Annotated in this window: 5 protein-coding genes and 1 pseudogene; 5 read left to right on the top strand and 1 reads right to left on the bottom strand. The window is 62.7% G+C overall.

Translation table 11 applies throughout. The annotated features are described in order from the left end of the window. Positions 1 to 1,443, top strand: a 1,443-nt coding sequence (locus B4E36_RS04420; protein ID WP_345900030.1) for an ABC transporter ATP-binding protein, incomplete at its 5' end; no start/stop codon positions are given. Between the two features lie 210 nt (positions 1,444 to 1,653). On the opposite strand, the gene B4E36_RS04415 is transcribed toward B4E36_RS04420, so the two are convergent. Further along, a complete protein-coding gene (locus B4E36_RS04415) occupies positions 1,654 to 2,100 on the bottom strand; it encodes a hypothetical protein (RefSeq protein WP_345900029.1) in 447 nt (148 codons plus the stop codon). A 6-nt stretch (positions 2,101 to 2,106) separates the two neighbouring features. Here B4E36_RS04415 and B4E36_RS04410 point away from each other — a divergent pair, with 6 nt between their 5' ends. The 4 genes and pseudogenes from B4E36_RS04410 to B4E36_RS24400 form a co-directional block, all read left to right on the top strand. Then, positions 2,107 to 2,253, top strand: a complete 147-nt coding sequence (locus B4E36_RS04410) for a hypothetical protein (RefSeq protein ID WP_345900028.1) — start codon at positions 2,107 to 2,109, stop codon at positions 2,251 to 2,253. A gap of 53 nt (positions 2,254 to 2,306) precedes the next feature. Beyond that, complete coding sequence (locus tag B4E36_RS04405) at positions 2,307 to 2,861, top strand: DUF2975 domain-containing protein (protein ID WP_345900027.1); 555 nt, start codon at positions 2,307 to 2,309, stop codon at positions 2,859 to 2,861. A 3-nt stretch (positions 2,862 to 2,864) separates the two neighbouring features. Then, entirely contained in the window at positions 2,865 to 3,080 is a 216-nt protein-coding gene (locus B4E36_RS04400; RefSeq protein WP_018062957.1) for a helix-turn-helix domain-containing protein, read from the top strand. 9 nt (positions 3,081 to 3,089) lie between these two features. Further along, positions 3,090 to 3,278: pseudogene (locus B4E36_RS24400) on the top strand (hypothetical protein); the annotation flags it as partial. Positions 3,279 to 3,406 lie beyond the last annotated feature (128 nt).

The following is a 3,406-nucleotide window of genomic DNA, read 5'->3' as shown; positions in this document are numbered from 1 at the left end:
ATCGTGAGCGGCGAAGTGCTGTTCGAGGGCCGCGACCTGCTGACGCTTTCCAGCGAGGAACGTCGCCGGATCAACGGCAAGCGGATCGCGATGATCTTCCAGGACCCGCTCAGCCACCTGAACCCGGTCTATCCGGTCGGCTGGCAGATCGCCGAAGCGGCGATGTGCCACGGCACAGGCAAGCAGGAAGCCTTTGCCCGCGCCCTGAAGCTGATGCAGCGCGTCGGCATTCCCGACGCCACGGCCGCGTTGAGAAAATACCCGCACCAGTTTTCCGGCGGACAGCGCCAGCGGCTGATGATTGCCATGGCGCTGGCGCTCAAACCCGACATTCTGATCGCCGACGAGCCAACCACCGCGCTCGACGTCACCGTGCAGGCGGAGGTGCTGTCGCTCTTGGAGGAGTTGCAGGCGGAAACCGGCATGGGCCTCTTGCTGATCACCCATGATCTCGGCGTCGTCGCCGAGGCGGCGGACCGGGCCGTGGTCATGGAAGGCGGAAGGATCGTCGAAACCGGCACGCCGCGCGAGCTCTATCACAACGCCCGGCACCCCTATACCCGGAAACTTCTGGCCGCGGCCCCCGGCAAGGGCGAGATGCGAACCGGCGAAAGCGCGCGCCAGCCGATCTTGCAGGTCTCCGGCCTCACCAAGACCTACGGCGCGTTCACCGCGCTGAAGAACGCCGATTTCGAGCTCCATGCCGGCGAAACCCTCGCCGTCGTCGGCGAAAGCGGCTCGGGGAAATCGACCGTCGCCAAGCTGATCCTCAGGCTCGAGGAGGCGTCCGGCGGCAAGGTGCTCTGGAAGGGGGAGGATCTGCTGACGAAATCGCACCGGCAGATGCGCGCTGTCCGCCGTCACCTGCAGATGGTCTTTCAGGACCCGACGCAGTCCCTCAATCCGCATATGTCGATCTACCAGATCATCTCCGAGGCCTGGGTGATCCACCCTGAAATCCTGCCGAAGGCGCAATGGCGCGACCGGGTGAATGAACTGCTGCAGCAGGTGGGGCTGAAGCCCGAGCATGCGGCGCGTCATCCGCACCAGTTTTCCGGCGGTCAGCGCCAGCGCATCGCGATCGCCCGCGCTCTGGCGCTCGAGCCCGAGGTGATCATCTGCGACGAGGCGGTCTCCGCGCTCGATGTCTCGATCCAGGCACAGGTGATCGCCCTTCTCGGCGAACTGCGCGACCGGCTCGGCATCGCCTTCATCTTCATCGCCCACGACCTGCCCGTGGTACGCGATTTCGCCGACCGGGTGCTGGTGATGCAGCACGGCGAGATCGTCGAACAGGGCACCGTCCGACAGATTTTCGAAAACCCGCAGGAACTCTACACCCAGCGCCTCCTCACCGCCGGCCTCGACCCCGATCCGGACGTGCAGGCAGAACACCGAAAGGCACGGCTGGCGCTGGAGGGAGCGGAGCCGCAGCGCGCCTGACAATTGTGATGGCGCACGGGAGCGCGCCCGACCGTTTCGCGGCGTTCAGAGAACGAATTCATCGAAAACCCAACGGCAATCCATCTCGTATTCCAGGCCGCCGATCGGCGAGCTTGGCGATATCCTGCCGCCCCGGATCAGTATCGGCAGGTGGAACGATATCAGCTTGTCGGGCGGCAGGTTGCGTTATTGCCGCCGTCCCGTTCGCCATCACCGCGCTCCCGCGCCGCGCCGGCAATCCGGCAGGCGCTCGATGCCGCGGGCAGCCAGCAACGCTCCGAACTTCGCATTATCTAACAGCGGAATCGCCGGCTCGCCGGGCCGGAGGGTGAGCGCGACATCAACCACCATGTCGGCAAGATCAACTCCGCCATCCATACAGCGGGCCGTGAAGGAAACGGAAAACGCACCCTTGCCGTCAATACCCTTCTGTTTGTCCGCTCTGATCTCAGACAACAGCGCCGCCATGCGCTCCGCATCATCGGGCGCAAGTACGAGTTCGACCGTATCGCGGCCGGGCGCGGCGTCGAGGCGGCGCGCGACCTGCAGGCCCGCCCGCTCCTCCTGCTCGTCCCGCCCCGGAACGGCCCAGCTGAGCGAAAGGGCGAGATCGCCATCCCCCACCGGCAACGCTGCCGGCTTGGTCAGGGCGACCACAAGCGCATGCGGATCGGCATCGAGCGGCGACGCGGCTTCAAGCGCTTGCGGTCCACCGCCGCCAATGGTGGAACAGGCAGCCGGAAGCATCAGGACGGCGCAACAAAAGGCGCGAAGCAAGAAACGACGAAGCATGATATTCCTCTCGATTGACAGATTATTATTATTGTTTTACGATAATTTTATATCGTCAATCAAGAGGCATCATGATGAACACCCCAAATTCCCCCGCCATGATCCGGCTTTGCAAGCGGATGAAGCTCCTGACGCGGGTTCTTCAGGTCATGCTTGCAGCCGGCCTGGTCTACGCATCATGGACGACGCTTTTTCGACCGGACGGGCTCGCCGCATGGCTGGCGGACGCTCTCGACCTAAACGTCGCCGTGACGATCACCCCGGCGATCGGGCTGGCTTTCATCACCATCGCGGCGATCATGGCGGGGCTGGTTCTTGCGGGGCTGCAAACCGTCTGGCAGCTTTTCGACCGGCTGCAACGCGAGCGCCCATTTTCCTACGAGGCGGCCGCCCTTATGCGCCGCGCGGGTCTGATCGCGCTTACCGGTGCGATTGCAGGCGTGGTCCTGCGCCCGGTCGCGACGCTCTTCGCAACGCTTGCCAACCCGCCGGGCGCACGGGCGATATCCATCGGTGTCGGTAGCGACCAGCTGATGCTGTTCCTGCTCGCCGGGTTCCTGTTCGTGATGGGCCATGTGATGGTTCTCGCCACCTCGATCAACGAAGACTACGAGCGTTTCGTCTGACCCATGCCGATCATTGTCAATCTCGATGTCATGCTCGCCCGCCGCAAGATGCGGGCGAAGGTCCTCGCCGAACATGTCGGCATCACCGAGCAGAATATTTCACTGCTGCGTTCGGGCAAGGTGAAGGGCGTGCGCTTCGAAACGCTCGAAAGGATCTGCGCCGCCCTCGACTGCCAGCCGGGCGATATCCTGGAATACCAGCCGGAAGAGACCGGCTGACCATCGGGATGCCTCGACCGCAAGAAGATTAAAATCCCAACCGTCATGGCCGGCCAAAATCTCAGCGTCCAGGAGGTCGACGATGGAATTTGGCTGATCAGCTTCATGCGCTATGATCTGGGATATATCGATTTGGAACAGCGAACCTTGCAGACCATAGAAAACCCGTTCGGCACAAGGTTGCCACCCATGTCTTAGGTACAATCTGTTACCTATGTCTTCGGGCTGTACAAAATAGTGGCTGGCGGACAGAGAGAATGCCTTGAACCACATTCAGAACCCGTCATCACCCGTCACATTACTCAACTAACCAACTGTATTGACGA

Origin of the sequence: Martelella sp. UBA3392, from assembly GCF_002358775.1 — a bacterium.
Classification (GTDB): Bacteria; Pseudomonadota; Alphaproteobacteria; order Rhizobiales; family Rhizobiaceae; genus Martelella; species Martelella mediterranea.
The sequence above is the reverse complement of the archived record's forward strand: the minus strand, read 5'-3'. Positions and strand labels throughout refer to the sequence as shown.

Coding starts and splice junctions, on each gene's coding strand:
- B4E36_RS04400 (WP_018062957.1), top strand. CDS start 2,865: ATGCCGATCATTGTCAATCTCGATGTCATGCTCGCCCGCCGCAAGATG.
- B4E36_RS04410 (WP_345900028.1), top strand. CDS start 2,107: ATGCGGATCGGCATCGAGCGGCGACGCGGCTTCAAGCGCTTGCGGTCC.
- B4E36_RS04405 (WP_345900027.1), top strand. CDS start 2,307: ATGATGAACACCCCAAATTCCCCCGCCATGATCCGGCTTTGCAAGCGG.